Source organism: Devosia sp. XGJD_8 (genome assembly GCF_046614475.1).
Classification (GTDB): Bacteria; Pseudomonadota; Alphaproteobacteria; order Rhizobiales; family Devosiaceae; genus Devosia.
In genome coordinates this window covers 2,545,062-2,569,684 of the sequence record NZ_JBKJHF010000001.1, presented here as the reverse complement: position 1 = coordinate 2,569,684, position 24,623 = coordinate 2,545,062, and the positions used below count along the sequence as shown (strand labels likewise).

The window sequence follows — 24,623 nt, the reverse complement described above, 5'->3', positions numbered from 1 at the left end:
CGTTGGGGCGCCCTTTTCATTTGTCAGTCGTCGAAACGCACGTCGCCGCCGCTCGATTCGTCCACGTCCCGGCTGGCCGGGTTGCCCGATACGTCGATGTCGCCGCCGCTCGAGGCTTCGGCGCGCAGGCTGGCCGTGGCGTGAACCGAAAGGCTGGCTCCGCTCGATGCGGCAGCGGTCACCGTCTCGGCGACAAGGTCCTCGGCGTCGATGCCGGCCCCGCTCGAGGCATCGGCATCAACCGTCTCGGCCGTGCCGGACAGCTCGATATCCGCGCCGCTGGAGGAGGCGATGGTCACCGCGCCCAGCACGGCGTCGGTCACCGAAATGTCGGCGCCGCTCGATGCATCGAGATCGAGCTCGCCCGCCGTGATGCCGGTCAGCTCGACATCGGCGCCCGAACTGGCGCTGGCCCCGGCCAAAGCGGGCAGGGTGATATCGATGGTGACGGCATTGCCGCTGTTGAGCAGCATGCCGACTAGGCCCCCGCTGATGATGAAATCGAGAAAGCTCTGCTCGAAGCGGGCCCGCAGCACGCCGTCCTCGACGGTCAGCCTGAGATTGTCGAGCGCGTCCTGGCTGCGCGATTGCGCATTGACGCTGAAGTCCTGGCCCAGCGCGACCCTGGCGTCGAGGCCGGTGGCAATGTCGACGCGGTCAAAGCCGGTGAGGTCGAAATCCTTGCTCTGGGCAAAGGCGGTGGTGCTCAGCAGCAGCCCGGCTGTGGCAGCCAGCGCGATCGCGGTGGTGTGGCGCATGTTCGGTTCCCTCCGTCACTCGTCCCTTGGAACACTGGATATGGGCGGCGCCCCGCCATGCTCAAGCGGCGTCGCCCCGCCAAATTTCTCCCCGCAAGGGTTGATAGTTACATGCATGATACCTAGGGGTGGAAAACAAAAAGGCCGGGTCGCTAGACCCGGCCTTCTCATTCAGATGCGAAATGGCTTATGCCATGGCCTTCTGCAGGTTCTGGTCGATGGCATCGAGGAAGCCCAGGGTGGAGAGCCACGGCTGGTCGGGGCCGACGAGCAGGCTGAGATCCTTGGTCATCTTGCCTTCTTCGATCGTGTCGACGGTGACCTTTTCGAGCGTCAGCGCGAACTTGGCCAGCGCCTCGTTGTCGTCGAGCTTGGCGCGGTGGGCGAGGCCACGGGTCCAGGCGAAGATCGAGGCAGTGGAATTGGTCGAGGTTTCCTTGCCCTGCTGGTGCTGGCGGTAGTGACGGGTCACCGTGCCGTGGGCGGCTTCGGCTTCGACGATCTTGCCGTCGGGCGTGGCCAGGACCGAGGTCATCAGGCCCAGCGAGCCGAAGCCCTGCGCCACGATGTCGGACTGCACGTCGCCGTCGTAGTTCTTGCAGGCCCAGACGTAACCGCCGGACCACTTGAGGGCCGAGGCGACCATGTCGTCGATCAGGCGGTGCTCGTACCAGATCTTCTTGGCTTCGAACTGTTCCTTGAACTCGGCGTCGTAGATCTCCTGGAAGATATCCTTGAAGCGGCCGTCATAGGCCTTGAGGATGGTGTTCTTGGTGGAGAGGTAGCAGGGCACGCCGCGGGCCAGCGCGTAGTTGAGACTCGAATAGGCAAAGTCGCGGATGGAATCGTCGAGGTTGTACATGGCCATCGCCACGCCGGCGCCGGGCGCCTGGTAGACTTCGTGCTCGATGACCTTGCCGTCTTCGCCGGTGAACTTGATGGTCAGCGTGCCCTTGCCGGGGAACAGGAAGTCGGTGGCGCGGTACTGGTCGCCAAAGGCATGGCGGCCGACGATGATCGGCTGGGTCCAGCCGGGCACCAGGCGCGGCACGTTCTTGCAGATGATCGGCTCGCGGAAGATCACGCCGCCCAGGATGTTGCGGATCGTGCCGTTGGGCGACTTCCACATCTTCTTGAGCTTGAATTCCTCGACGCGCTGCTCATCGGGCGTGATGGTGGCGCATTTGATGCCGACGCCATGCTTCTGGATGGCATGGGCGGCGTCGACCGTGATCTGGTCATTGGTGGCGTCGCGGCTTTCGACGCTGAGGTCGTAATATTCGATGGGCAGGTCGAGATAGGGGTGGATGAGCTTGTCCTTGATCGCCTGCCAGATGATCCGGGTCATCTCGTCGCCGTCGAGATCGACGACCGGGTTGGCGACTTTGATCTTGCTCATCGGAAATATCTCCCTGAAATCCGCATATTGGCCCACTCGGCCAGCTTCGGCTGCCCCTATAGCATCGGCAGGCAAAAGCGCAAAGTCCGGCTCGGCATGGGGCCTTGCCGGGAGCAGCAGGTCACTTGGCGGGAAGGGTCTCGACGAAGCAGCGGGCCAGCGCGATCCAGTCGAGCAGCGTCTCCTCGTCCTCCAGCACGTCGCCGGTGACTTCCACGAAGCCGGTCATGGTGCGGGCGCCCATGGTCATCGGCCGCGCGCCGGGGCGCTCGAGGCCGGCTTCATAGCCGTCCTTGCCGACCCGGACGAGCAGGCCGCCATCCTTCATCGGGCAGACCAGCATATTGCCATGCAGCATGAAGCAGCGGCCGCCGAACATCTTCTGCTCGCCAATGCCGGGCAGGGGCGCCAGCAGCGCGCGGATGCGGTCGGACAGTTCTTCCGAAGCCAGGCTCATTTTCTGCTGGCATCCCGATAGGCGTCGTGGCGGGGGAGGTGGTCGGCAATCAGGTCCCACTGCTGCTGGCTGCGGGCAAAGATCAGCTGATTGGGCGAGAACCAGTCATTGTGGCCGGCAAAGAGGCCCACCGGCAGGATGCGCAGTTCCGCGGCCCGCGAGCTTTGCGCCAGCAGCGTCGTGCCGCAACCGGGGCAGAAGTGACGGGTGAAGATCGCCCCCGAATCGGCTGGCCGTGCATAGCTTTTCGTTTCGCCGGTCACCGAGACCGCGCCGGCCGGCAGCAGCGCCACGCTGGAATGCCCGCTGCCGGAAACGCGCTGGCAGTTTTCGCAGGCGCATTGAAACATCGACACCACGCGGCCCTTTGCGGCGAGCATGACGGCGCCGCAATCGCAATGCGTGGTGAGATCGATGTCCGGGTGGTCTGAACTGGCCATGCCGCAAGGCTGGCATGGCGAGGCACCGGCGACAAGTGGGCGGATCAGCCGTGGGCCCGGACGGCCGGGGGCCGGCCCTTGCCTTTCACGCCTCAACTGGCAAGAGTGCCCGCCGCAAGCAGGGGGAGGCATGCCGCTTTATCCGGACTATCCGTTGCGCACCGAAAGGCTGGTCCTGCGCCCGTTCACGCGGGGCGATGTCGACGCGGTTTTCGCCTATCGCCGCCGCGAGGATGTGGCGCGATACCTATTCGACGTCGAGCTGAGCCGCGAGGAGTGTGCGCTTGCCGTGCAGCAGCGCATCAACCAGGTGGCGTTCGAGAAAGAGGGCGACAAGATCATTCTGGCGGTGGAGCTGGCCCGCAACGGCGCGCTGATCGGCGAAGTCTCGCTGATCTGGCGCAGCGTCGATGCCCGGCAGGCCGAAGCGGGTTGGATTTTCGATCCGGATTATCAGGGGCAGGGCTACGCCACGGAGGCGGCCAATGCCATGCTCGACCTGGCCTTTGGACCGGGCGATATCCACCGCGTCTCGGCCCGCTGTGATGTGCGCAACGACGCATCCTGGCGGCTCATGGAGCGGCTTGGCATGCGGCGGGAGGCGCATTTTCGCGAGCATGCCATCTTCAAAAGCCGCTGGGACGAGGAGTTTATCTACGCCATTCTGTGGCAGGAATGGCAGGCCCTGCGGGCTGAGCAAAAGCCCAAATAATGGGCAGTTCGCGGGTGCTCCAGGGGTAGAATTTTCCAAACGATGACAGGAACTTCCCTCCAAGGGGTGACGTTGTGGAGTTGGCAGTTACGCCAGCGGGGAGCACCAGAGCGATGTCATCATTATCTTTGCCGATTGCGACGGACAGGCTGAACCTGCGCACCTTCGAGCGCAGCGACGTGGAAGGGCTGAGCGCCTATCACGTGCTTCCCTCCATGCAGCGCTACGTTTTCAGCCGCACGCGCGACAAGGCAGAGGTTGCTGGTGCCCTCAATATCATGCGCGGCCATGTGAGCCTGCAGCGCCCCGGAGACACCCTGACGCTGGCCATGTGCCGCAAGGGCGATCATGCGCTGATCGGCCATGTGTCGCTGCACTGGTCCGACGCCACGGCCGGGCAGGGCGAGGTCCGCTTCTGCATCAATCCGTCCTTTGCCGGACAGGGCTATACCCGCGAGGCGCTTGGCGCGCTGTTCGACCTGGCCTTCGATCATTTCCGCATCCACAGGCTGTTTGCCCGTTGCGATGGCCGCAACCACCATTCCATCAAGCTCATGCAGCAGCTCGGCATGCGGCTTGAGGCCCATTATCGCGAACATGCCCTTTTCCAGGGCGAGTGGGACGAGGAACTGCATTTCGCCATTCTCGATCGCGAATGGCAGCGGTCGAGCAAGGTCAAGGACCTGCCCCCGCGTCATCGGGTCGACGCGCCGGCGCAACATCGCGTCGCCTGATTGCCCTGACCTGCCAAAACCGGTTATGAGCGCCTGATCTTCCTGGATTGGGCGCTTATGGCCGGAACCGACACATCCATCAAAATCGAGCTGCGGCCCGCGCCGGCCGTGATCCTGTGCGAACCGCAGCTGGGCGAGAATATCGGCACGGCGGCGCGCGCCATGGCCAATTTCGGCCTGTGGGACCTGCGCCTGGTGCGGCCGCGCGATGGCTGGCCCAATGAGAAGGCGGTGGCCGCCGCCTCGCGCGCCGATCATGTGATCAACCAGGTCCGCGTCTTCGATACGCTCGAAGCCGCCATTGCCGATCTGACCCTTGTGCTGGCGACCACCGCCCGCTCGCGCGACCTGCAGAAGGAAGTGATCGGGCCCGACGAAGCTGCCAGCCGCATGGCGGCGCAGGTGGCCTTGGGCAAGGGCGTTGGCCTGCTGTTCGGCCGCGAGAAGTGGGGCCTGCTCAACGAGGAAGTGGCGCTGGCCGATACCATCGTCACCCTGCCGGTCGAGCCGGCCTTCGCCTCGCTCAACATCGCCCAGGCCGTGCTGCTCATGGCCTATGAATGGCGCCGCCACAGCGAGTTGGGCACGCAACTGCCTTTTTCGGACGCCATGGCGGAAGTCGCCCCGCGCGAGGAGCTGATCGGCTTGTTCGGGCATCTCGAAGCCACCCTGGACGGCTCGGGCTTCTTCACCGCGCCCGACAAGCGGCCGACCGTGATCAACAACCTGCGCACCATGCTGGAGCGCGGCAAGTTCACCAGCCAGGAAATCCGCACCCTGCGCGGCGTCATCTCCTCCATCGACCGCCGCCACCAGCGCCCCAACCCCAACCGGCAGAAGCCACAGAAGGAAGAGTAGGCACCTTCACCGCTCCCTTCGGGGGGAGCTAAGAAAGTGTCAGCGGTGAACGCTTTCGCCCTATTCCGGCTTTGACGGCGCCGGGTCCGCGTGGCACTCCGGTTGCATGAGCACCGCAGCCCCCGCCGACAAGTCCCGCGTCGCCTTCACCTATAAGGGTTTCCGCTTTTTCTGGCTCACCACGCTGCTGGTAAGCTTTGCGGTGCAGATCATGTCGGTGTCCATTGCCTGGCAGATCTATGACGTCACCGGCAATGTGTTCCTGCTTGGTCTGGTGGGCCTCAGCCTCTTCCTGCCGGCGCTGATCCTGATCCTGCTGACCGGGCTCACCGCCGACCGCTTCAACCGCCGCGGCATCATGGCGGTGTGCCTGGGGGTCGAATTCCTCTGTGCGCTGGGCTTCCTCGCCTTCGTCAATGCCCAGGCGCATGAGGTCTGGCCGATCTTCGGCATTCTCGTCGTGCTGGGCACTGCCCGCGCCTTCTGGGGGCCGGCGGCGCAGTCGCTGGCGCCCAATCTGGTGCCGCCCGAGGCACTCTCCAATGCCATCACGGTCAATGCCTCGGCCTGGCAGTTTGCCGCCATCATGGGCCCGGCGGCCGGCGGCCTGCTCTATGGAATAGCCCCCATCGTCGCCTTCGGCACCGCCGCGGTGCTGCTGCTGATCGCGGCGGTCTGCGTGCTGCTGATTCCCCGGCCGGCGCGGCGCGAGTCGCATCAGGCGACCAGTCTCGAAACCATTTTCGGCGGCTTCCGCTACATCTTTTCCAACAAGGTGGTGCTGGGCGCCATTTCGCTGGACATGTTCGCGGTGCTGATGGGCGGGGCGGTGGCCCTGCTGCCGGTCTATACCAAGGATATCCTGCATGCCGGCCCGCAGGAGCTGGGCCTGCTGCGCGCGGCGCCGGGCATCGGGGCCATCGTCATGGCGCTGTGGCTGACGCGCTTTCCCATCCGCGACCATGCCGGCAAGATCCTGTTCCTCTTCGTGGGCCTGTTCGGCGCCTTCACGGTGATTTTCGGCCTTTCGACCACGGTGTGGATTTCCATTCCCGCCCTGGCGCTGGTAGGCGCCTCCGACATGGTCAGCGTCACCATCCGCGAGACCATCATGCAGCTCTGGACGCCCGAAGAGGTGCGCGGGCGGGTCAATGCGGTCAATTCGGTGTTCATCGGCGCCTCCAACGAGCTGGGCGAGTTCCGCGCCGGCACGGTGGCCCATTTCATCGGCCCGGTGGCGGCCGTGGCCATTGGCGGGGTGGGGGCCATCGTGGTCGCCGTCACCTGGAGCATCATCTTCCCCGGCCTGCGCAATCAGCGCACGCTGGACAAGAAGATGGTGGCCGACGGATCGAGCGATCCAGAGGCTGCTTGACGAAAGCGTCGCAATTGCCTAAGACGCGGCCACCTATCGGGGCCTTCGGGCCCGTAGGCGCACCCGGGATCTCCTGAATATTTGGGGTCTGTCGGCTTTCCGCGAGGAAAGCAGAGGAGGGCGCGATCCATTCAACCGGTCCCTTGGACGCATGGCCTTTTCCAAAGGTCTGCAACCTTTGGGGCCAAGCTACAGAAGGATACGCGATGTCGAAGCGTCATTCAGCCAAGTACAAGATCGATCGCCGTCTCGGCGAAAATATCTGGGGCCGTCCCAAGTCCCCGCTCAACGCCCGCGCCTATGGCCCCGGCCAGCATGGCCAGCGCCGCAAGGGCAAGCTGTCGGACTACGGTCTGCAGCTGCGCGCCAAGCAGAAGCTCAAGGGCTATTACGGCTCGGTCACCGAAAAGGCGTTCAAGCGCCTCTATACCGAAGCCGCCCGCGTCAAGGGTGACACCGGCGAGAACCTGATCGGCCTGCTCGAGAGCCGCCTGGACGCCGTGATCTACCGCGCCAAGTTCGTTGCCACCGTCTTTGCCGCCCGCCAGTTCGTGAGCCACGGCCACATCCTGGTTAACGGCAAGCGCGTCAACATCCCGTCCTACCAGGTCAAGGTCGGCGACAAGATCGAAGTGCGCGAGCGCTCCAAGCAGCTCACCGTGCTGATCGAAGCCACCCAGCTGGCCGAGCGCGACGTTCCCGATTATGTCGAAGTCGACCACAACAAGATGGTTGCCACCTTCGCCCGCGTTCCCTCGCTGTCGGACGTGCCCTATCCGGTCCAGATGGAACCGAACCTGGTCGTCGAATTCTACTCGCGCTAAGCGAAACGAATTGCAGAATTGGAAGGGCCGTTCTTCGGAGCGGCCCTTTTTCTTTGCGGTCGGCTTAGCGTCCGCTATAACCGGCCAGTCAGAAAAGGAGAGGTCGGTGCGGTTAGCCCGACCCCGCCGGGCGGTTGCTTCGGTGGTCCTGGCCTTCGCGAGCGATGAGTCCCATGGCCTTGAACGCCACGCAGCCTGCGGGGCGAATGAAAGGTCTTGGACCATGAAGCAATCAGTCTCCGTCATCACGCTCGGCGTCGCCGACTTGGCCCGCTCGAAACGATTCTACGCCGAGGGATTCGGCTGGGCGCCAGTCTTCGAGAACGCGGATATCGTCTTCTTCCAGATGAATGGTTTTGTCCTCGGCACGTTTCGCAAGGAAGCGCTGGACGAAGATATGAACCGAACGGGCTCGAGCGCTCCGGGCACCTATTCGCTGGCGCATAATGTGGCTCAGAGGGACGGCGTCGCGCCGGCCATGGCCCAATTGCTCGCGGCGGGCGGAACATTGCTGCGGGCCGCGGATGCGCCGCCGCATGGCGGTTTTCGAGGCTATATCGCCGATCCCGATGGCCATGCCTGGGAAATCGCCTGGAACCCGCACTGGCCGATCGATGAAGCGGGCCATGTCAGCTTCGGCATATAGGATGGCATGAGAAAGGGCCGCTCTTCGGAGCGGCCCTTTTGTTTTGTGCTGCAACCCCCACCCAACCTCCCCCTGGAAGGGGGAGGGCAAATCCGGGAGGTGGCACAATTCCCGCAAAGCCACCGCACCTCTCCTCCCCCTTGAGGGGGAGGCCGGGTGGGGGGGGAGTCGAGAATGCTGCGTCCGCGTTCGCGCCTAGATCGTCGCCTCGTGGCCGAGCTGTTCCTTGATCGGCTCCTGGTCGCGCGGGATGAAGCTCTCGAAGCGCTGGAGACGCATGTAGATCGACTGCAATTCGACGATGGTGGTCCAGGCGCGGGCGAAGAACTGGAACGAGCTCGCGACCTCGCCGAAGGCATTCTGCACCTGCTGGTAGATGCCCAGGGTCAGCGTGCCGGCCAGGATCGATGGCGACAGGGTCAGCAGCGGCACATAGCCGGCCACCTGCAGGTAGGCGTACCGCGCCAGGTTGAAGTAGGTGTAGTGGAAATACAGCCGGTAGTAGTTCCTCTGCACATTGGCGAACAGCTCGCGGAAGCTGGGCGGGTCGGCGCGGGTCGGATCGTCCTCGCCATAGACCAGTTCCTTGCGCAGGGCGGCTTCCACCTTCTGGTTTTCGAAGTTCAGCCCCGGCAGGCGGATGCCGACGATCCACAGCAGCGCCGTGCCGAAGGCCGAGATGATCAGGGCGATCCAGACCAGGCTCCCCGGAACGGCGCCGAAGACCGGCACCTCTGTCACGCTCTGCGACAGCGTCCACAGGATGGGCAGGAACACCACCAGCGTCAGCAGCGAGCTGAGGAAGCTGGTGCCAAGGTCCTCGACGATGGAGGCGAAGCGCTGGGTGTCTTCCTGGACGCGCTGGGAGGCGCCTTCCGTGCTGCGCAGCGAAGGCCAGTACTGCATGTAGTAGGACGTCATCGCCTTGCGCCAGCGGAACACGTAGTGCGAATTGTAGAAGGCCAGCAGCACCAGGAAGATGATGTTGGGCAGCAGCACCAGGAACAGGGTGAACACATAGGGCCAGTAGTCGTCCGGGCTCACCGAGCCGGGCTCGCTCAGCGCCTGCTGCAGGATATTGAAGAACTTGCCCTGCCAGTCGTTGAGGAAGGCGCTGAGCTGCACCTGGCTATAGGTGGCCAGGAACAGGATGGCGCTGCCGACCACGCTCCACCAATACCACTGGTTGCGCTTGTAGACGTACCAGAAGGCGCAAAAGGCAAAGGTGCAGAGGAAGATGTACCAGTATTCCCAGACACGGCCGCCATTGAGGAAATTGGGGTCCTCGGCCACGCAGTTGGCCGCCTGCGCGACGGCGGGCGTTGCCTCGGTCGTTGCTGCGGCGGGCGCATTGGGGTCGGTCAGCTGCGGTCCGCCCTCCGGCACGGGCAGGGCGTCTGCCTCCGGCGCCACCGGCGTCTCGCCGGGCGGGATATCGGCGGGCGAGCAGATGGCCGGCGTCAGGAACCTGTCGATGCTGATCACCGAGCGCACCGGGTCGCCGGCAAGCTGGTAGATGAGCGTCGTCAGCAGCATCCAGAGGATTGCTGAGCCGAAGAAGATCTTGGGGACGGGGAAAAAGGAACGAAACACCGCGAGACTCCTGGGTGCCGGGGAATGGCGTCATCTAACGGTTGCAATCGGACTAAAGCAAGAAAGGGAAGTTAACCATTGGTAAGGTTTGCACCGTCCGGTTTTCCTTCCCCTCTGCGGCCGGGGACGCTATCAGCTACGGCACGGACAGAAAGAGAGTTTCGGCATGAGTGAGGTCATGGAGGCGGCGCCCGGCGCGGCCGACGAGCCCGAGAGCGGCGGGCATCCGATCTATGCCCATGCCCCGCGCAGCGGCGAGTTCAACAAGCTGCGCAAGCGGCTGATCCGCAATACGCGCGAGGCGCTCGACAAGTTCGAGATGGTGCGGCCAGGCGAAAAATGGCTGGTGGCTCTTTCCGGCGGCAAGGACAGCTATTCCATGCTGGCCCTGCTGCTCGATCTCAAATGGCGGGGCCTGCTGCCGGTGGAGCTGCTGGTCTGCAATCTCGACCAGGGCCAGCCCAATTTCCCCAAGCATATCCTGCCCGAGTTCCTGGCAGGCCTGGGCATCCCCCATCGCATCGAATATCGCGACACCTATTCCATCGTCACCGAGAAGCTGCCGGCCGGGGCGACCTATTGCTCGCTGTGTTCGCGGCTGCGCCGGGGCAATCTCTACCGCATCGCGCGGGAGGAGGGCTGCACCGCCCTGGTGCTGGGTCACCATCGCGACGACAGCCTCGAAACCTTCTTCATGAACCTCTTCCATGGCGGCAAGCTCGCGGCCATGCCGCCGCGCCTGCTCAATGACGAGGGCGATATCGAGGTGCTGCGGCCGCTGATCTATTGCGGCGAGGATGACCTGCAGCGCTTTTCCGACGCCATGGCCTTTCCCATCATCCCCTGCGATCTCTGCGGCAGCCAGGATGGGCTGGAGCGCAATGCGATGAAGGCCATGCTGAGCGACATCGAAAAGCGCATGCCCGGCCGCAAGGATGTGATGATCCGCGCCCTGGGTAATATCAATGCCAGCCATATGCTGGATACCAGGCTGTTCGACTTCGCCGGTCTGTTCGACAAGAGGACGCAATCTTGAATTTTGACGTGATGGCCCTGGCCACGATCCTGCGCGATGCGGCGCAGGCCGAAGCCCTGCCGCGCTTTCGCCGGCTCGATGCCTCCATGGTGCAGGTCAAGACCGAGGCCATCGACCTCGTGACCGAGGCCGATGTGGCGACCGAGGAAGCCATCAAGGCGCGCCTCGCCACGGCGATGCCCGATGCCCTGTTCGTCGGCGAGGAATCGGTGGCCGCCGATCCGGCTTTGCTGCTGCGCCTGGCCGATGCGGATCTGGCCGTAGTGGTCGACCCCATCGATGGCACGGCCAATTACGCCGCCGGCCTGCCGCTTTTTGCCACCATGGCGGCCGTGGTCTCCAGGGGCGAGACCATTGCCGGCATCATCTATGATCCGATGGGCGATGACTGGGTCATGGCCGAAAAGGGGGGCGGCGCCTGGCTGCGCCGGCCGAGCGGAGAAGCCGTGCGGCTCAAGGTGGCCGCGCCGCTGCCCCTGCCGCAGATGGTGGGCATGGCCTCGGTCGCCTATATGCCGGCCGACAAGCGTCCCCAGGTGCTGCAGAATACCGACAAGCTGCGCCTGCTCTCCAACTTCCGCTGCGCCGGCCACGAATATCGCACCTTCGCCTCCGGCCACGGCCAGTTCGTCTGCTACAACAAGCTGATGCCCTGGGATCATCTGGCCGGCGTGCTGATCAGCCAGGAAGCCGGCGCCTTCGCCGCCCGGCTCGACGGCAGCCCCTATCTGCCCCGCCACGTCGATGGCGGCCTGCTGGTCGCGGTGGACAAGTCCAACTGGGACGAGCTGCGCCGGGAAGTCTTTACGTTCTGAGTTCGCCGGGCCAGCGAGCCACGACCTGTCCCCAACTCCGATCGTCACCCTCGGGCTCGACCCGAGGGCTCTGTACTTGACGATGTCACCGCACGCGCTCGCGCTCCAAAGTACAGACCCCTCGGGTCAAGCCCGAGGGTGACGCTTTGGGTGGGGGGAATGGTGCGGGTGGATCTCAATCCCCCACCAGCGCCCCGGCCGCCGCATCCAGCGCCCCTGGCCCATGCGCAATCCCCAGCGCCTGCATGCCCGCCTCCATCGTCGCCAGCACGCCCAGCGTCATATGGGCATTCACATGACCCATATGGCCGACGCGCAGGAAGTCCTGATAGGCCGGCTCGCTCGGCAGCGCCATGCCGAGGCCAATGCCCAGCGTGACGCCGGCCTCGGTCTCAAGCCAGCGCCGCAGCGCGCCGGCGCCGCCATTGGGGATCCGCGCCGCAGTCACCGACCAGCCGCGCGCGGCCGGGTCGGCCATGTTGAGCGCGATGCCGCTGTCCTTGCCACTCCAGGCGTCGAAGGCCGCCCAGACCGTCCGGGCCAGTTGCCGGTGACGTGCCCAGACCTGCTCCAGCCCCTCCTCGTCGAGGATCATGGTCAGTGCCTCGCGCAGGCCATAGAGGTGGTGCGTCGGCGCGGTGCCGCCGAAATATTGCCAGAACTCGGTGCCGGTGCCGCGGGGCTTCCAGTCCCAATAGGGTGTCACGAGGTCGGTGGCCTGTGACGCTTCCAGCGCCTTGTCGGAAAACCAGATGAAGCCCAGGCCCGGGGGCAGCATCAGCCCCTTCTGGCTGGCGCCGACAATGACGTCGACGCCCCAATCGTCCATGCGCAGCTCGTCGCAGCCCAGCGAGGCGATGGCGTCGACCGCCAGCAGGGCCGGGTGGCCGGTGCTGTCGATGGCGGCGCGGATGGCGGGAATGTCGTTGCGGGCGCTGGAGGCGGTGTCCACATGGGTCACCAGCACGGCGCGGATGGCGTGGTCCGTGTCGGCCCGCAGCGCATCGGCAATGCGCTCGGGGTCGGCCGGTGCGGCCTTGCCGAAATCGATGATGTCGACCGTCACGCCCATGCGCGTGAGGCCCTCGGCCCAGCCATGCCCGAAGCGCCCGGTGGCGGCGAGCAGCGCCCGGTCACCGCGCGAGAACATGTTGGCATTGGCTGCCTCCCAGGCGCCATGCCCATTGGCGATATAGATCGCCACATGCTGGTCGGTCTGGGCGACCCGCTTGAGATCGGGAATGAGCGCCCGCGTCATGTCGACGAGCTCGCCCTCATAGATATTGGGCGCCGTGCGGTGCATGGCATTGAGCACGCGTTCGGGCGAGACCGAGGGGCCGGGAATGGCAAGGTAGGAGCGGCCCGTGGCGAGGGGCATGACATGTTCCGATAGGTTGGTACGGCGGGGAGGGGCCGCCAGCCTATCAGTCATGACTCGGCGCAGCGGATCAAGCCACCCCCACCTAACCTCCCCCTCGCAGGGGGAGGAAACTGGCTGTTGGTTCTGGCGGGATCAGACCACAGACTGGATCGGCTCCTCCCCCTCCCAGGGGGAGGCTGGGTGGGGGTTCGTCCCAGAGCCATTCCGGTCATTCATTCACCGTTCAAACAGGTGACCGGATTGTGGCGACAGCCATCCCCCGACCGCCCCGCCGCGTCGACGTCCGAAACGGGGATAAGTCCCCAGCCCCAGCCGCCCCGAAAACTTATCCCCCTTGTCACGACTCATAAGTCTGTGCTTATGTGATGGCATGAGTGATGTCGATATCTTCAAAGTGCTGGCCGATCCGACCCGCCGCGCCATGCTGGAGCGGCTGGCGACGGCCGAGATGACGGCGACCGAATTGCGCGAGGGCTTTGCCATTTCCCAGCCGGCCATGAGCCAGCATCTGGCGGTGTTGCGCGGCGCGGGGCTGATCAGCGAGCGGCGGGCCGGGCGCTATGCCCACTACCGCGTGGAGCCGCAGGGCATGGCGCCGCTGCATGACTGGCTGGCCCGCCATCGCGCCTTCTGGCCCGGCCGCATCGACAATCTCAAGGACCTGCTCAAGGAGATGGACCAATGACCGACAGGGACGCACTGGTGTTCGAATGCGCGCTTGATGCGCCGCCCGAAAAGGTCTGGCGGGCGCTGACCATTCCCGAATATCTCGAGCGCTGGCTCAAGCCCGCCGCGACGGTCGACATGGCGGTGGTGACGGCGGAGGAAAACCGCAGCCTCACCTATCGCTGGCGCGAGGCCGGGCAGGGCGCCATTGTCGGCATGGAAGACAGCCTCGTCACCTTCGAGCTCACCCCCACCGGTGATGGCGGCACCTGGTTCAAGCTGACCCATGCGCCCTTGGCCGTGCCGGCCGCGGCCAATAGCAACGGGCCGCGCCAGACCATGGCCCTCGCAGCCTAAACCTGAATCATTTCAATGCTGAACGGAGGTTCGCCCATGCGCGACATGATGCAACTCGTCCCTATGGTCGTCGAACAGTCGAGCCGCGGCGAGCGAAGTTTTGATATCTATTCCCGCCTGCTGCGCGAGCGGATCATCTTCGTCAACGGCGAGATCGAAGACACTATGGCCTCGCTGGTGACGGCGCAATTGCTGTTCCTCGAGGCGGAGAATCCCAAGAAGGAGATCTATCTCTACATCAATTCGCCGGGGGGCGTCGTGACCTCGGCCATGGCCATGTATGACACGATGCAGTTCATCCAGGCGCCGGTGGGGACGCTCTGCATGGGCATGGCCATGTCGGCTGGTTCATTCCTGCTGATGGCCGGCGCGCCGGGCAGCCGCATCTGCCTGCCCAATGCCTCGATCATGCTGCACCAGCCCAGCGGCGGCTTCCAGGGCAAGGTCACCGACATCATGCTGCATGCCGAGGAGAGTCAGCGCCTCAAGCGGCGCATGCACAATCTCTATGCCAGGCATTGCGGCCGGACCTATGAAGAGGTCGAAAAGGCGCTGGAGCGGGACAATTTCATGACGCCCGACCAGGCCCGCGACTGGGGCCTGGTCGATCATGTCTATAGCGATCGCAGCCAGTTGCTGGGGCCGGCTGCGACCGCGTGAGCTAGTGCGCCGCGCTGGGCACGGCTTCGGCGTCGCCATGGGCATATTGCTCGCCGACGCCGAACAGCTTGCCATTCTCGGCGATGAGGATGAACACGAGCGACAGGATGCCCATGCTGAAATATCCCACGGCCGTCGGGATGGTCGTGCCGTCGAATAACTGTCCGATATAGCCCCCGATCAGCGCCCCGCCCACGGTCTGGATAAACCCAAACACCGCCGAAGCCGTCCCCGCCACCGCCCCCAACGGCTCCATGGAGAGCGAATTCATGTTCGAGGCGGCCCAGCCGAAGCTGAACATGATGATGGCGAGCAGGGAGAAGAACAGCCAGAGTGGCAGGAAACCGCTGAGGGCAAAAGCCAGCCAGATGCCGCTCACCACGGTGAAGGACACCATGGCGCCATGCGACAGCCGGCGCATGCCGAAGCGGCGGACGATCACCGAATTGGTGAAGGACGACACGGCCATCAGCCCGGCCATGGCCGCGAAGGCGACGGGGAAGTAGACGCCAAGCCCATAGATATCGACGTAGATCTGCTGTGATGAGCTGATGAAGCCGAACAGCGCGCCGAACAGGAACGTGCCGGCCAGGCCGTAGGAAAAGGCCACCCGATTGGTGCAGACGATGCGGAAGCCCTCGAAGACGCCGCTGAAGGTCAGCGGGCGACGCTTGTCGAGCGGCAGGCTCTCGGGCAGGCGGAAGAAGGTCCACAGCCAGAAAGCCGAGGCCAGCAGGGCCATGAACAGGAAGATCATCTGCCACGGGCCGGTCAGCAGCAGGACCTGGCCGATGCCGGGCGCAATGATCGGAATGGCCATGAAGACCATGAAGGTGAGCGACATGACCTCGGCCATTTCGCGGCCCGAATAGCGGTCGCGGACGGCCGAGGTGGCGATGACGCGCACGCTGGCAGCGCCCATGCCCTGCACGAAGCGCAGCACCAGCAGCATGGTGAAGCTCGGCGCGAAGATCGCGACAAAGGCGGCGATGACGTAAAGGCCCATGCCAGCCAGCAGCGGCGCGCGCCGGCCGAACCGGTCGGTCAGCGGGCCGAAGACCAGCTGGGCCACGCCCATGCCGATCATGTAGCTGGAAATGACGAACTGGCGCTCATTCTCGCTGGTCACGCCAAGCGCCTCGCCCATATAGGGCAGAGCCGGGAGCATGACATCGATGGCCAGGGCGTTGAGCGCCATGAGCGCCGCCATGAGGGCAATGAATTCAGGGCGCGAAAGCACCCGCGTGAAATGATCGGACATCAAAAGGACCTGGAATTGGGCCGCCGCGAAGTCATGGGCGCCGAAATATGGCCCCGACCATGAACCCGCATGGCGTCATTTGCAAGGCTTTATCGGCAAAAAACGATGGTTCCCGCCGATCGATTCAGGCCGGTTTGAGCGCGAAACTGGGGGCGCTGCGCTCGTTGATGGGCAGGTGAATGGCGGCCGAGCCCAGGCCCAGCAGGATGCCCAGATACCAGACCAGGCTATAGGATCCGGTCTGATCGTAGACATAGCCGCCCAGCCAGACGCCGACAAAGGAGCCGATCTGGTGGCTGAGAAAGGCGACGCCATAGAGCATGCCCATATAGCGCGCGCCGAAGAACAGGCTGACAAGGCCGGCGGTCAGCGGCACGGTGGACAGCCACAGCAGCCCCATCGAGGCGGCGAAGGCATAGGCGGTGATCTCGCTGACCGGGATAAGCAGGAACAGGCCGATGGAGATGGCGCGCAGGAAGTAGATGGTCGCCAGCAGCATCTGCTTGGGCAGGCGCCCGCCGAGATAGCCGGCCAGCAAAGAACCGACAATGTTGAACAGGCCGATCACCGCGATGGTCCAGCTGCCGACTTCCGGCGACAGGCCGCACTGCACCAGATAAGCGGGCATGTGGACGTTGATGAAGGCCAGGTGGAAGCCGCAGACGAAAAAGCCGATGACCAGCAGGCGATAGGATCCATGGCCCCAGGCCTTGGCCAGCGCCTCCATGAAGGGCAGGTCGGCATGGCCGGTCGTGTTCTCGGTACGGCCGCGCAGGGCGTAGCTGAGCGGGATGATCAGCAGCAGGGCCATGCCCAGATAGAGCAGGGCTGACTGCCAGCCGAAGGCATTGATGAAGCCCTGGCTGATTGGCGCGAAAGCGAACTGGCCAAAGGACGAGGCGGCGGTGGCGACACCAAAGATCAGCGAACGCTTCTCGGCCGGCACGGAGCGGCCAAAGGCGGCCATGACCACCGAGAAGGAGCAGATCGCGATGCCGACGCCGGTGATGATGCCGGCGGTGATCGTCAGGAGGCCGGTATCGGGCGAAAAGGCCATGCCGAAGACGCCGAGCGCATAGATGGCGGCGCCTGCCGCGATGGTCCGACCGGTGCCCACGCGGTCGGCAAAGGCGCCGGCGAAGGGCTGTGCAATGCCCCAGGCCAGGTTCTGGATGGCCATGGCCATGCCCCAGCCTTCGCGCGTCAGCCCCAGGTCGCCGGTCATCGGAAGGGTGAACAGGCCGAAGCTGGTGCGCACGCCATTGCCGATGGCTGCGATGATGCAGCCGGCAATGATCAGCACGAGCAGGGGAACCGCGGGGCGAAGGGCGGATGAAGTCATGGGTTGCATCCAGATGTGGACGTTCTATCTACGCCCGGGCTGGCATCACGCCTAGTGACAATACGGAATAGGCGGCATCAATCCGTGTGATGAGACAGCAAAAAGCCCGGCCGATCGACCGGGCTCCTGCAGGCATTTGCGGCGGGTAATCAGGCGGTCTGCTTGACCGCGATGCCGGCATTCTGCAGGTGCGTCTGCAACTCGCCGGCCTGGAACATCTCGCGGACGATATCGGCGCCGCCGACAAATTCTCCCTTCACATAGAGCTGGGGAATGGTCGGCCAGTTGGTATAGGCCTTGATGCCGTCGCGCAGCTCGGCGCTTTCGAGCACATTGGCGCTGCCATATTCAACGCCGAGATAGCTCAGAATCTGTACGACCTGGCCGGAAAAGCCGCATTGCGGAAAGTCCGGCGAGCCCTTCATGAACAGGAAGACGTCGTTATTCTTCACCTTGTCGTCGATGAAGGCGTTGATATCGGTCATGGGTGAAACCTCTCGATGGCCGGGGTCAAGATCCGGTTGCTGTTGCCTCTAAATAGGACAGGACATGGGCGCTGTCGAGGTGTCAGGTCTGCACGAATGCTAGAGCCGCGCTGCAATCCATGGATGGTTGGTGCAGTCGTCCACCGTTTCGAAGAGCACCGCCTCCCAGCCATGCTTGAGGGCGCCGTCGATAACCTTGGGCGAGTCGTCGAAGAAGAGGGGCGGCTCGGCTTGCGGCCCGATGCGCTGCTCGATGAAGTTGAAATAGCGGGGGTCCGGTTTCTGCAGCCCGACGCGGGCGGAATAGAAGATGTCCTCGAACAGCTCGGACAGGCCGAGATGTCCCCAAAGCCAGTTGGCCCGCAGGTGTTCCTGGTTGGTCGCCACGTAGAGCCGCGCCGCGCCGGACTGCTTGAGGCGCCGGACCACGTCGAGCAGAGGCTGGTTGAGAACACTGTCCTGCTGCAGCCAGTAATGGGCAAAGGCCATTGGCGAGCCGCGATAGCCAAAGGCGGGCAGGCGGCGCTCCAGCGCATCGATCAGGGCCATCTGTCCAACGATCACCTTCTTCATGAAGATGTCGAAGATGAACTCGCTGCGGAACCGTTCGGGGTCGATACCGGTATCGGCGAGCATGGTAGCATCCCAGGCCCGCACGCGCTGCGGATTGGCGTGGTAGCCATGCACCAGCACGCCATCGACATCGAAGAAGACGGCGCGCGTCATGCGTCGCGGTCCCAGTCGGGCGTGCGCATGATCCGCCGGATACCCACGCCTGCATTGGGCGCGTCCTTGAAGCGCGGGATGATATGCAGATGGGTGTGAAAGACATGCTGGCCGGCCACAGCGCCGACATTCCAGCCCAGCGTGAAGCCATCGGGCAGCAGTTCGGCGAAATGCTGCTTGGCCTGGGCCAGGATATCGCCGAAGGCCAGCCATTCCTCCGGCAGCATTTCGAAGGGCGTTTCGCTATGGCGGCGCGGGATGATCATGCCGGCGATGGGGACCATCGGATCGATACTGCCAAGCGCATAGAAGTGTGCATTGTCAAAGAGCGGCGTGTCCACCAGCAGGTTGTTCTCGAGACAGAACCGGCAGCCATGCTCAGCGTCGCTCATGGCCTTGGCTTGGCCATTGCGCCAAGCCCGACAAGCACTTCGGGGGGAATGCTCAGTTCCTGAATCACGTCATTGTGCCGGCGAAAGCCGACCAGTTCGCGCTGCACGAAATATTCCCAGACCACCTGGCGGGCCGTTGCCAGGCGCTCGTCACGGCCCGGTGCAGGGTCTGCCAGGGCCGCGATGGCATTGACCACCTTGCGCTCGGCGGCGCCGAGGGACGAGGCCCGTTCGGCGAGGATTTCATGTTCGAGTGCTGCGGTGCCGGCCTCGGGCCGCACCATGCGGATCAGCTCGAGCGAGTCGCGCAGGGACATGAGCGGATTAATCCGGCACGTTGGTCTGCAGCGCCAGGGCATGCAGCGCGCCGCCCATGTCGCCCTGCAGTGCCGCATAGACGAGCTGGTGCTGCTGCACGCGTGACTTGCCGCGGAACTGCTCGGAAATCACCGTGGCGGCGTAGTGATCGCCGTCGCCGGCAAGGTCGCGGATTTCAATCTGGGCATCGGGCAGAGCAGCCTTGATCCGGCGTTCGATTTCGCTGGCATCCATGGCCATGGCTTTGCTCCTGCTAACAGGCCGGCAAGTGGCCGGCGACTCCCATGATATGGCATGGGGGTGCCGTGCCTTCAATACGAGCCGGCTATTGCAGCGTCGTTAGCGGCTGCGCGTCCTGGCGGGTCGAGAAATTGGCGATGATGAAATCGACCAGCGGCCGGACGGTTTCGGCCATCTCGGTGGCGTAGAAACAATCCAGCGAGTAGCCGTTGCCGGCATCCACCGTCTCGGTATGCACCACGGTAAGGGGCACGCCCTGGGGCGAGTCAGTGCTGTTGCCTTCATACAGCAGGGCTGTGCTGCTCTGGTAGGCGGTCGTCGTCTTGTTGGTCAGCGCAAAGCCCGGGAAGGTCTCGGCCCAGCCCTGGCTGACGGCCGCATCGTCGAGGGCGGCAAGCGCGCCGTCCGCCGTCCAGGCGGTGTCCTCGACGGCCACCACGGTCAGCACGCATTGCAGCGGCGCGTCCGGGTGATTGATGGTTACGGGGCCGCCGACTTCGCCGCTCACCGACATGGCCTCCGGGTGGATCAGCGTATAGGGCTGATCGGGCAGGGGGGAGCCGGTCATGGTCACGTTCTGGGCGAAGGCGGCCACTGGCGCGAGGCTGAGAGAGAGGGCCATCAGGCAGCCAAGCAGTGGTCGAAAATGCATCTTAGTCTCCAGAAAATGACGCCGCCCCTGGGTGTCAAAGCACTCCAAAGAGCGGCGATCATAAGGCAACGTCGATGATTAGGCGGCTTCGTCAGCCATGTAGTTGGGGAACCAGCCCTCATGGGCGGCCTTGAGTTCGGCCACCGGCAGCGGGCGCGCGGCTCCGAGCACCAGATCGGTGCCGCCGGTCGTGCCGATCCAGGGCGCAAAAATGCCCAGGGCCTCGGCCTCGCGCCAGAGCGCAGCCAGGGCGTCGCCCTGCGGATCGAGATTGACGGTCATCAGGTAGCGACCCTGGTCCTCGCCGAAATATTGCAGGACCGGATCCTGGTCGGTGAGATCGGTCACCGTGGCGCCGATACCCGAGGCTACGGCCATTTCCGCGAGGCCCACGGCCAGGCCACCATCGCTGAGGTCGTGGCACGCCGTGGCGACGCCGGAGCGGATCAGCTTGCGCACGAAATCGCCGGTGCGCTTTTCATGGGCGAGGTCCACATGCGGTGCCGGGCCGTCCTTGCGGCCGAACAGGTCGCGCAGATAGATCGACTGGCCGAGATGTGTGCCCCGGCTGGGCGGGGCACCGATGAGCAGGATCACCTCGTTGGCGGCGGCAAAGCCGATGCGCGCCATCTGGTTCCAGTCGGGCAGCAGCCCCACGCCACCGATGGTGGGGGTGGGCAGGATGCCTTGGCCATTGGTCTCGTTGTAGAGCGACACATTGCCCGAAACGATCGGGAATTCCAGCGCCAGGCAGGCTTCGCCGATGCCCTTGATGGCATGGACCAGCTGACCCATGATTTCGGGGCGTTCGGGGTTGCCGAAGTTGAGATTGTCGGTTGCCGCCAGCGGTTCAGCGCCGGTCGCCGTCAGGTTGCGCCAGCACTCAGCCACGGCCTGCTTGCCGCCCTCATAGGGGTCGGCCTCGCAATAGCGCGGCGTCACGTCAGAGGAGAAGGCGAGGCCCTTGGTGGCGTGGCCCTCGACGCGGATCACGCCGGCATCGCCGCCGGGGCGCTGCAGGGAATTGCCCTGGATCAGCGTGTCGTATTGCTCATATACCCAGCGCCGCGACGCCGTCTGGTGTCCGCCCATCAGGGCGAGGAGGGCGTCGGCAATGTCCATCTGCGGCACGTCGCCGGCGGCCAGCGGCGCGGGGACCTTCGGCGCGGTCCAGGGGCGATCATATTCGGGGGCTTCGTCGCCCAATTCCTTGATCGGCAGGTTGGCCACCTCATCGCCTTGCCACTTCACGCGGAAGCGCAGGTCGTCGGTGGTCACGCCGACCGTGGCGAAGTCCAGTTCCCACTTCTCGAAGACGGCGCGGGCCTCGGCTTCCTTTTCGGGATGCAGCACCATGAGCATGCGCTCCTGGCTCTCGCTCAGCATCATCTCATAGGGCGTCATCTGCTCTTCGCGCACCGGCACCTTGTCGAGGTCGAGCTCGATGCCCAGGTCGCCCTTGGCGCCCATTTCGACGGCCGAACAGGTCAGGCCTGCGGCGCCCATGTCCTGGATGGCGATGACGGCACCGGTGGCCATCAGTTCGAGGCAGGCTTCGAGAAGCCGCTTTTCGGTGAAGGGGTCGCCGACCTGGACGGTCGGGCGCTTTTCCTCGATGTCGTCGCCGAATTCGGCCGAGGCCATGGTGGCGCCGCCGACGCCGTCGCGGCCGGTCTTGGCTCCCAGGTAAACCACCGGAAGCCCGACGCCTTCGGCCTTGGAATAGAAGATCTTGTCGGTATCGGCCAGGCCCGCGGCGAAGGCATTGACCAGGATATTGCCGTTATAGCGCTCGTCGAATTCGACTTCGCCACCGACAGTCGGCACGCCGAAGGCATTGCCATAGCCACCAATGCCGGCCACGACGCCGGAGACCAGGTGGCGGGTCTTTTCGTGATCGGGTGCGCCGAAGCGCAGCGCATTCATCGCGGCGACCGGGCGGGCACCCATGGTGAAGACGTCGCGCAATATGCCGCCCATGCCGGTGCCGGCACCCTGATAGGGCTCGATGAAGCTCGGATGGTTGTGCGATTCCATCTTGAAGACGATCGCCTGGCCGTCGCCGATATCGACCACGCCGGCATTCTCGCCCGGCCCCTGGATAACGCGCGGACCCTTGGTCGGCAGCGTCTTGAGCCACTTCTTGGACGACTTGTACGAGCAATGCTCGTTCCACATCGCCGAGAAGATACCGAGCTCGGTATAGGTCGGCTCACGCCCGATCAGGTCGAGGATCTTCTGGTATTCGTCCGGCTTGAGGCCATGGTCGGCAACCAGTTCGGGGGTGATGCGGATGTCGTTGGGGATGGTCATCAGGCAGCGTTTCCGTAGGGAGGCTCAGGCAGATATTGCATGACCATCAGGCGGCCTGGCCCAGCAGGCCGGTGAACAGCGCGCGCCCGTCGTCGCCGCCATGGGCCGCTTCGATCAGGTTTTCCGGGTGGGGCATCAGGCCCAGCACGTTCTTCTGCTCGTTGAAGATGCCGGCGATGTCGTGCAGGGAGCCGTTGGGATTGGTGCCTTCGGCATAGCGGAAGGCCACGCGGCCATCGCCTTCGAGGCGCTCCAGCGTGGCGCTGTCGGCAAAGTAGTTGCCATCGTGATGGGCCACCGGGCAGCGGAAGACCTCGCCCTTGGTATAGCCGCGGGTGAAGTCGGTATTGGCATTGACCACCTCGAGCTTGACCTCGCGGCAGACGAATTTGAGGCTCTTGTTGCGCATCAGCGCGCCGGGCAGCAGGCCCGCTTCGATCAGGATCTGGAAGCCGTTGCAGACGCCCAGAACCTTGACGCCTCTGGCAGCCCTCTCGCGCACCTTGTCCATGATGGGGGAGCGCGCGGCGATGGCGCCGCAGCGCAGATAGTCGCCATAGGAGAAGCCGCCGGGAATGACGATCAGGTCGACATCGGGCACGTCGGCATCCTGGTGCCAGACGATGGCCGGGGCGGTGCCGGAAACCTTGGTCAGCGCCGCGATCATGTCGCGGTCGCGATTGAGACCGGGGAAGACGATGACTGCGGATTTCATCGGCTGGTCCTCGCTATGGGGGGTGCGAGGCCCTTGTGATGAGTCTTGCGGGAAAAGGCAAGGGCCGGGAATGCATATCCCGGCCTGCCTGGTCGAATGGCTACTCAGCGGGGCTTGCCGCAGTCGCATCGGGGTTGGGGCGCGAGCCTCGCGTGCCCGGCAGGTGGGCCCAGGCGGGACGCTCGAACAGGAACTTGCCGAAGCCGATGTGCTGGACAATCCAGTAGAGTACCAGCGGCGAGACGATGGCGACGGCCATGGTGAGCAGGCTCAGCAGGGTCGGCTCGTCGAGGCCGAGCGCGATCAACACCGTGCGGGCAATGCCCATGGGCAGCACGAAGGCGACATAGATGATAAGCGACTTCGAGCCCATCCAGCGCAGCCAGTTCATCCAGGGCAGGCGGGTCAGCAGGGCCGCCGACACGCAGAGCGCCGCCGAACCGGCCAGGGCCAGCGCCAGATGCAGGCCGGGCAGGCCCGCATAGCCCATCACCGGGTGGATCGGGTGCATGGCAAAGCCGGGCGAGAAGACCAGGGCGCCATTGACCACGGCCCAGATGGCCAGGCCGAGCAGGGCAATAGCGGCGTGCTCGGCAGCCCAGTAGGCCAGGCGGAACAGCTGCGGCGCCAGCACATAGCCGGCATAGAAGAACACGAAATACTCGGCGAACTGGTCGACCAGGTAGCTGCCGGTATGGATGGGCGCCATCTGCAGGATGGCGGCGACGCCGAAAATGGCCCAGGCGGGAACGCGCAGGTCATGCAGCAGCTTGGTGGCGGCGCTGACTGCGGCCAGGAGGTAGATGAACCACAGCACGCCATAGGGCTGCACCACGGCCCAGGCGATCTGCTCCAGTGCGCCCACCGGGTTTGTGGCCAGCAGGCCGACCTTGAAGATGATGTGGATCAGCGCCCAGAGCGCGTAGAAGTAGAGGTAATGCACCACCCGGCGATCGGCATAGGCACGCCAGGGCCGGTCGATCACCTGCGACAGGAACAGGCCCGAAATCAGGAAGAATTCGGGCATGCGGAATGGGGTGGCAAAGGCGATGGCCCAGTGCAGGGCGCCCACCCCGCCGGTATCCTCCCCGACGCTCGAGGCGGCATACATCATCACGACGAGAAAGATGGACAGGCCCTTGGCCATGTCCACCCAGTCGAGACGCCCGGCATTGGCTGACATGTGAAACGCTCCCAGAAACTGGGAGCCAATCTACAGCCGGGCCCTCATCGCGCGGCTAACGCCTGCGTGAAGGTGCCGGAGAAAATGGAGGATTGGTAAGCATTTGCCTAAGGCGCCATGCACAGTTGCGGCCGGGGGCCGCGCTGTAGCACCCGCGGAGCGGGCAGCGCCGTAGACGCCCGTAAGGGCTGCCTAGACCGGAACGGACGCATAGGCCGCAAACAGCAGGCCCATGGTGGCAACGAACATGACCGAAAGCGAGATGGTTTTGAGCATGGCAGTATG

Annotated in this window: 28 protein-coding genes; 11 read left to right on the top strand and 17 right to left on the bottom strand. The window is 64.6% G+C overall.

Translation table 11 applies throughout. The annotated features are described in order from the left end of the window. Window positions 1-23: 23 nt before the first annotated feature. The 4 genes from ACLI1C_RS12330 to ACLI1C_RS12315 all read right to left on the bottom strand — a co-directional run bounded on the left by ACLI1C_RS12330 (window position 24) and on the right by ACLI1C_RS12315 (window position 3,054). Window positions 24-758 (bottom strand): GIN domain-containing protein, encoded by a 735-nt coding sequence (locus ACLI1C_RS12330; protein WP_411397210.1) that lies wholly within the window; start codon window positions 756-758, stop codon window positions 24-26. A gap of 187 nt (window positions 759-945) precedes the next feature. After that, window positions 946-2,157 carry an NADP-dependent isocitrate dehydrogenase gene (locus ACLI1C_RS12325; RefSeq protein ID WP_411397208.1) on the bottom strand — a complete coding sequence of 404 codons (1,212 nt, stop codon included), beginning with the start codon at window positions 2,155-2,157 and terminating at the stop codon, window positions 946-948. Between the two features lie 121 nt (window positions 2,158-2,278). Next, window positions 2,279-2,614: a TfoX/Sxy family protein gene (locus ACLI1C_RS12320; protein WP_411397206.1), complete on the bottom strand. Its 336-nt coding sequence runs from the start codon at window positions 2,612-2,614 to the stop codon at window positions 2,279-2,281. Next, a complete protein-coding gene (locus ACLI1C_RS12315; protein WP_411397205.1) occupies window positions 2,611-3,054 on the bottom strand; it encodes a GFA family protein in 444 nt (147 codons plus the stop codon). Before ACLI1C_RS12315 ends, ACLI1C_RS12320 begins: the two co-directional genes overlap by 4 nt. Window positions 3,055-3,184: 130 nt before the next feature. On the opposite strand from ACLI1C_RS12315, the gene ACLI1C_RS12310 reads away from it, so the two are divergent. The 6 genes from ACLI1C_RS12310 (at window position 3,185) to ACLI1C_RS12285 (ending at window position 8,203) form a co-directional block, all read left to right on the top strand. After that, a complete protein-coding gene (locus tag ACLI1C_RS12310) occupies window positions 3,185-3,766 on the top strand; it encodes a GNAT family N-acetyltransferase (RefSeq protein ID WP_411397203.1) in 582 nt (193 codons plus the stop codon). A gap of 113 nt (window positions 3,767-3,879) precedes the next feature. Further along, a complete protein-coding gene (locus ACLI1C_RS12305; RefSeq protein WP_411397201.1) occupies window positions 3,880-4,500 on the top strand; it encodes a GNAT family N-acetyltransferase in 621 nt (206 codons plus the stop codon). A gap of 57 nt (window positions 4,501-4,557) precedes the next feature. Beyond that, a complete protein-coding gene (locus ACLI1C_RS12300; RefSeq protein WP_411397199.1) occupies window positions 4,558-5,358 on the top strand; it encodes an RNA methyltransferase in 801 nt (266 codons plus the stop codon). Window positions 5,359-5,464: 106 nt separating this feature from the next. After that, a complete protein-coding gene (locus ACLI1C_RS12295; protein WP_411397197.1) occupies window positions 5,465-6,733 on the top strand; it encodes an MFS transporter in 1,269 nt (422 codons plus the stop codon). A gap of 206 nt (window positions 6,734-6,939) precedes the next feature. After that, entirely contained in the window at window positions 6,940-7,557 is a 618-nt protein-coding gene (gene rpsD, locus ACLI1C_RS12290; protein WP_411397196.1) for a 30S ribosomal protein S4, read from the top strand. Window positions 7,558-7,780: 223 nt separating this feature from the next. After that, window positions 7,781-8,203 carry a VOC family protein gene (locus ACLI1C_RS12285; RefSeq protein ID WP_411397195.1) on the top strand — a complete coding sequence of 141 codons (423 nt, stop codon included), beginning with the start codon at window positions 7,781-7,783 and terminating at the stop codon, window positions 8,201-8,203. Window positions 8,204-8,398: 195 nt separating this feature from the next. Here the strand turns inward: ACLI1C_RS12285 and ACLI1C_RS12280 are convergent, their stop codons facing one another. Beyond that, complete coding sequence (locus ACLI1C_RS12280) at window positions 8,399-9,796, bottom strand: SbmA/BacA-like family transporter (protein WP_411397194.1); 1,398 nt, start codon at window positions 9,794-9,796, stop codon at window positions 8,399-8,401. 166 nt (window positions 9,797-9,962) lie between these two features. Between ACLI1C_RS12280 and ttcA the strand changes: the two genes are divergently transcribed. Beyond that, window positions 9,963-10,832: a tRNA 2-thiocytidine(32) synthetase TtcA gene (gene ttcA / locus ACLI1C_RS12275; protein WP_411397193.1), complete on the top strand. Its 870-nt coding sequence runs from the start codon at window positions 9,963-9,965 to the stop codon at window positions 10,830-10,832. An 11-nt stretch (window positions 10,833-10,843) separates the two neighbouring features. Further along, window positions 10,844-11,647 carry an inositol monophosphatase family protein gene (locus ACLI1C_RS12270; protein ID WP_411398318.1) on the top strand — a complete coding sequence of 268 codons (804 nt, stop codon included), beginning with the start codon at window positions 10,844-10,846 and terminating at the stop codon, window positions 11,645-11,647. A gap of 175 nt (window positions 11,648-11,822) precedes the next feature. Here the strand turns inward: ACLI1C_RS12270 and ACLI1C_RS12265 are convergent, their stop codons facing one another. Then, window positions 11,823-13,025, bottom strand: coding sequence for a pyridoxal-phosphate-dependent aminotransferase family protein (locus ACLI1C_RS12265; protein WP_411397191.1), 1,203 nt, complete (start codon window positions 13,023-13,025; stop codon window positions 11,823-11,825). 373 nt (window positions 13,026-13,398) lie between these two features. On the opposite strand from ACLI1C_RS12265, the gene ACLI1C_RS12260 reads away from it, so the two are divergent. Genes ACLI1C_RS12260 through ACLI1C_RS12250 form a run of 3 tightly spaced genes read left to right on the top strand, consistent with a single transcriptional unit; the run spans window position 13,399 to window position 14,711 of the window. After that, window positions 13,399-13,713: an ArsR/SmtB family transcription factor gene (locus tag ACLI1C_RS12260; RefSeq protein WP_411397189.1), complete on the top strand. Its 315-nt coding sequence runs from the start codon at window positions 13,399-13,401 to the stop codon at window positions 13,711-13,713. Next, window positions 13,710-14,051 carry an SRPBCC family protein gene (locus tag ACLI1C_RS12255; protein ID WP_411397188.1) on the top strand — a complete coding sequence of 114 codons (342 nt, stop codon included), beginning with the start codon at window positions 13,710-13,712 and terminating at the stop codon, window positions 14,049-14,051. Before ACLI1C_RS12260 ends, ACLI1C_RS12255 begins: the two co-directional genes overlap by 4 nt. Before the next feature lie 36 nt (window positions 14,052-14,087). Further along, window positions 14,088-14,711: an ATP-dependent Clp protease proteolytic subunit gene (locus ACLI1C_RS12250; RefSeq protein ID WP_411397186.1), complete on the top strand. Its 624-nt coding sequence runs from the start codon at window positions 14,088-14,090 to the stop codon at window positions 14,709-14,711. Between the two features lies 1 nt (window position 14,712). Here ACLI1C_RS12250 and ACLI1C_RS12245 read toward each other — a convergent pair whose 3' ends face one another. From ACLI1C_RS12245 to ACLI1C_RS12195, 11 genes are all read right to left on the bottom strand, one after another. Beyond that, window positions 14,713-15,972: a multidrug effflux MFS transporter gene (locus ACLI1C_RS12245; protein WP_411397184.1), complete on the bottom strand. Its 1,260-nt coding sequence runs from the start codon at window positions 15,970-15,972 to the stop codon at window positions 14,713-14,715. A 124-nt stretch (window positions 15,973-16,096) separates the two neighbouring features. Further along, a complete protein-coding gene (locus ACLI1C_RS12240) occupies window positions 16,097-17,314 on the bottom strand; it encodes an MFS transporter (RefSeq protein ID WP_411397182.1) in 1,218 nt (405 codons plus the stop codon). 149 nt (window positions 17,315-17,463) lie between these two features. Next, a complete protein-coding gene (gene grxD, locus ACLI1C_RS12235) occupies window positions 17,464-17,799 on the bottom strand; it encodes a Grx4 family monothiol glutaredoxin (RefSeq protein WP_332688104.1) in 336 nt (111 codons plus the stop codon). Window positions 17,800-17,898: 99 nt separating this feature from the next. Then, entirely contained in the window at window positions 17,899-18,525 is a 627-nt protein-coding gene (locus tag ACLI1C_RS12230; protein WP_411397180.1) for an HAD family hydrolase, read from the bottom strand. Continuing rightward, window positions 18,522-18,917: an HIT family protein gene (locus ACLI1C_RS12225; protein ID WP_411397178.1), complete on the bottom strand. Its 396-nt coding sequence runs from the start codon at window positions 18,915-18,917 to the stop codon at window positions 18,522-18,524. Before ACLI1C_RS12225 ends, ACLI1C_RS12230 begins: the two co-directional genes overlap by 4 nt. Then, the gene (locus ACLI1C_RS12220) at window positions 18,914-19,234 is read right to left on the bottom strand and encodes a DUF6665 family protein (protein WP_411397176.1); all 321 of its coding nucleotides are present in this window, start codon (window positions 19,232-19,234) and stop codon (window positions 18,914-18,916) included. The genes ACLI1C_RS12225 and ACLI1C_RS12220 overlap by 4 nt, the downstream gene beginning before the upstream one ends. Before the next feature lie 7 nt (window positions 19,235-19,241). Further along, on the bottom strand, window positions 19,242-19,475 hold the full coding sequence (locus tag ACLI1C_RS12215; RefSeq protein ID WP_411397175.1) for a BolA family protein: 234 nt from the start codon (window positions 19,473-19,475) through the stop codon (window positions 19,242-19,244). A gap of 85 nt (window positions 19,476-19,560) precedes the next feature. Beyond that, window positions 19,561-20,127, bottom strand: coding sequence for a hypothetical protein (locus tag ACLI1C_RS12210; RefSeq protein WP_411397173.1), 567 nt, complete (start codon window positions 20,125-20,127; stop codon window positions 19,561-19,563). Window positions 20,128-20,205: 78 nt separating this feature from the next. After that, window positions 20,206-22,440 (bottom strand): phosphoribosylformylglycinamidine synthase subunit PurL, encoded by a 2,235-nt coding sequence (purL, locus tag ACLI1C_RS12205; protein ID WP_411397171.1) that lies wholly within the window; start codon window positions 22,438-22,440, stop codon window positions 20,206-20,208. A gap of 46 nt (window positions 22,441-22,486) precedes the next feature. Further along, window positions 22,487-23,155, bottom strand: coding sequence for a phosphoribosylformylglycinamidine synthase subunit PurQ (purQ, locus tag ACLI1C_RS12200; protein ID WP_411397170.1), 669 nt, complete (start codon window positions 23,153-23,155; stop codon window positions 22,487-22,489). A 100-nt stretch (window positions 23,156-23,255) separates the two neighbouring features. Next, the gene (locus ACLI1C_RS12195; RefSeq protein WP_411397168.1) at window positions 23,256-24,338 is read right to left on the bottom strand and encodes an acyltransferase family protein; all 1,083 of its coding nucleotides are present in this window, start codon (window positions 24,336-24,338) and stop codon (window positions 23,256-23,258) included. Window positions 24,339-24,623: the final 285 nt, after the last annotated feature.

Excerpts from the sequence above, each read along its gene's own strand:
- ACLI1C_RS12330 (WP_411397210.1), bottom strand. The coding sequence starts at position 758 with ATGCGCCACACCACCGCGATCGCGCTGGCTGCCACAGCCGGGCTGCTG.
- ACLI1C_RS12325 (WP_411397208.1), bottom strand. The coding sequence starts at position 2,157 with ATGAGCAAGATCAAAGTCGCCAACCCGGTCGTCGATCTCGACGGCGAC.
- ACLI1C_RS12320 (WP_411397206.1), bottom strand. The coding sequence starts at position 2,614 with ATGAGCCTGGCTTCGGAAGAACTGTCCGACCGCATCCGCGCGCTGCTG.
- ACLI1C_RS12315 (WP_411397205.1), bottom strand. The coding sequence starts at position 3,054 with ATGGCCAGTTCAGACCACCCGGACATCGATCTCACCACGCATTGCGAT.
- ACLI1C_RS12310 (WP_411397203.1), top strand. The coding sequence starts at position 3,185 with ATGCCGCTTTATCCGGACTATCCGTTGCGCACCGAAAGGCTGGTCCTG.
- ACLI1C_RS12305 (WP_411397201.1), top strand. The coding sequence starts at position 3,880 with ATGTCATCATTATCTTTGCCGATTGCGACGGACAGGCTGAACCTGCGC.
- ACLI1C_RS12300 (WP_411397199.1), top strand. The coding sequence starts at position 4,558 with ATGGCCGGAACCGACACATCCATCAAAATCGAGCTGCGGCCCGCGCCG.
- ACLI1C_RS12295 (WP_411397197.1), top strand. The coding sequence starts at position 5,465 with ATGAGCACCGCAGCCCCCGCCGACAAGTCCCGCGTCGCCTTCACCTAT.
- rpsD (WP_411397196.1), top strand. The coding sequence starts at position 6,940 with ATGTCGAAGCGTCATTCAGCCAAGTACAAGATCGATCGCCGTCTCGGC.
- ACLI1C_RS12285 (WP_411397195.1), top strand. The coding sequence starts at position 7,781 with ATGAAGCAATCAGTCTCCGTCATCACGCTCGGCGTCGCCGACTTGGCC.
- ttcA (WP_411397193.1), top strand. The coding sequence starts at position 9,963 with ATGAGTGAGGTCATGGAGGCGGCGCCCGGCGCGGCCGACGAGCCCGAG.
- ACLI1C_RS12270 (WP_411398318.1), top strand. The coding sequence starts at position 10,844 with ATGGCCCTGGCCACGATCCTGCGCGATGCGGCGCAGGCCGAAGCCCTG.
- ACLI1C_RS12265 (WP_411397191.1), bottom strand. The coding sequence starts at position 13,025 with ATGCCCCTCGCCACGGGCCGCTCCTACCTTGCCATTCCCGGCCCCTCG.
- ACLI1C_RS12260 (WP_411397189.1), top strand. The coding sequence starts at position 13,399 with ATGAGTGATGTCGATATCTTCAAAGTGCTGGCCGATCCGACCCGCCGC.
- ACLI1C_RS12255 (WP_411397188.1), top strand. The coding sequence starts at position 13,710 with ATGACCGACAGGGACGCACTGGTGTTCGAATGCGCGCTTGATGCGCCG.
- ACLI1C_RS12250 (WP_411397186.1), top strand. The coding sequence starts at position 14,088 with ATGCGCGACATGATGCAACTCGTCCCTATGGTCGTCGAACAGTCGAGC.
- ACLI1C_RS12245 (WP_411397184.1), bottom strand. The coding sequence starts at position 15,972 with ATGTCCGATCATTTCACGCGGGTGCTTTCGCGCCCTGAATTCATTGCC.
- ACLI1C_RS12240 (WP_411397182.1), bottom strand. The coding sequence starts at position 17,314 with ATGACTTCATCCGCCCTTCGCCCCGCGGTTCCCCTGCTCGTGCTGATC.
- grxD (WP_332688104.1), bottom strand. The coding sequence starts at position 17,799 with ATGACCGATATCAACGCCTTCATCGACGACAAGGTGAAGAATAACGAC.
- ACLI1C_RS12230 (WP_411397180.1), bottom strand. The coding sequence starts at position 18,525 with ATGACGCGCGCCGTCTTCTTCGATGTCGATGGCGTGCTGGTGCATGGC.
- ACLI1C_RS12225 (WP_411397178.1), bottom strand. The coding sequence starts at position 18,917 with ATGAGCGACGCTGAGCATGGCTGCCGGTTCTGTCTCGAGAACAACCTG.
- ACLI1C_RS12220 (WP_411397176.1), bottom strand. The coding sequence starts at position 19,234 with ATGTCCCTGCGCGACTCGCTCGAGCTGATCCGCATGGTGCGGCCCGAG.
- ACLI1C_RS12215 (WP_411397175.1), bottom strand. The coding sequence starts at position 19,475 with ATGGCCATGGATGCCAGCGAAATCGAACGCCGGATCAAGGCTGCTCTG.
- ACLI1C_RS12210 (WP_411397173.1), bottom strand. The coding sequence starts at position 20,127 with ATGCATTTTCGACCACTGCTTGGCTGCCTGATGGCCCTCTCTCTCAGC.
- purL (WP_411397171.1), bottom strand. The coding sequence starts at position 22,440 with ATGACCATCCCCAACGACATCCGCATCACCCCCGAACTGGTTGCCGAC.
- purQ (WP_411397170.1), bottom strand. The coding sequence starts at position 23,155 with ATGAAATCCGCAGTCATCGTCTTCCCCGGTCTCAATCGCGACCGCGAC.
- ACLI1C_RS12195 (WP_411397168.1), bottom strand. The coding sequence starts at position 24,338 with ATGTCAGCCAATGCCGGGCGTCTCGACTGGGTGGACATGGCCAAGGGC.